The organism is Azospirillum palustre, from assembly GCF_002573965.1.
Taxonomy (GTDB): domain Bacteria; phylum Pseudomonadota; class Alphaproteobacteria; order Azospirillales; family Azospirillaceae; genus Azospirillum; species Azospirillum palustre.
In genome coordinates, this window is the sequence record NZ_PDKW01000020.1 from 1 (window position 1) to 1,189 (window position 1,189).

A 1,189-nucleotide genomic window follows, 5' to 3' on the forward strand; every position below is an offset into this window, starting at 1 on the left:
GCCCGCGCGCCGCCGCTGGTGCCGAGGCTGGAGCCGGCCCAGCGCTGCACCTCGTGCAGCGGCGTATGCTCGTGCTCGCGCATCTCCAGGTTCCGCCGCTGCAATCCGCGCAGCCACTCCCCCACCCGCTCGCCGGACGGCGGACGCTCCACCACCGGCAGCGTGTTGATGAACAGCCCCAGCGTCTCCTCGACGCCGGCAAGCTCCGCCGGACGGCCCGACACCGTCGCGCCGAACGCCACCGTCTCCTGACCGCTGTAGCGGTGCAGAAGAAGCGCCCACGCCCCCTGCACCAGCGTGTTCAGCGTCACCCGCTGCGCCTGCGCGAAGGCCTGCAACCGCCGCGTCGCACCGCCATCCAGCCGCAGCCGCACCACGCCGTGCCCCGCCTGCGGAGCCCGGCAGGGCAGGCTGGCCGCCAGCAGCGTCGGCGCCTCCAGCCCCGACAGGCGCCCGCGCCAGAAGCGCTCCGACGCCGCCCCATCCTGCCGCCCGAGCCACGCGATGTAGTCGCGGTAGCGGCCCGCCGCGCCGCCGACCGCACCGCCGACATCCGCTCCCCGGTAGCGGCCCAGCGCCTCCGCCACCAGACGCGCGCTGCTCCAGCCGTCCAGCAGCAGATGATGGCTGGTCCAGATCAGGCGATGGCGCGCCCGGCCCTGTTCCCCCTGCCCCAGCCGCACCAGAACCACCCGCTGCAACGGCGGACGGCCAAGCTCGAAGCCGCGGGCACGCTCCTCCCGCGCCAAGGCCCCCAACGCCTCCTCCAGCCCGGTACCGGCAAGGCCGCGGTCGCGCCAGTCCAGCACCGACACCGCGTCGGCCACCCGCTCCCATACCGCCTGCAACGGGGCGGCCAACGGGGCGGCAGGCGCGCCGCCCCACAGGAAGCCGGTGCGCAGCACGGCATGGCGCGCCGTCACCCAGGCCCAGGCGGCGGCGAAGCGCTCCTCCTCCAGCCCCTCCACCTCGACGGCGAGCTGCGTCACATAGGGGCTTTCGCCCTCCGCGGCCCCTTCCAGCGCATGGAACAGCATGCCCTGCTGCATCGGGCTCAGCGGGTAGAGGTCCTCCAACTCGCGCGCCGGCAGCGACAGCGCGTCCAGCTGCCCCTGCGTCAGGCCGGCCAGCGGAACGTCCGACGGCGTCAGCCCGCCGGCCGAGGACTCGCAATGCGCGACCAGCGCCC

The 1,189-nt window shown here is 75.2% G+C and carries 1 protein-coding gene; it reads right to left on the reverse strand.

What is annotated here, in order from left to right:
* The coding region (locus CRT60_RS00105) for a condensation domain-containing protein (protein WP_244592181.1) at positions 1-1,189 on the reverse strand (1,189 nt) is incomplete at both ends.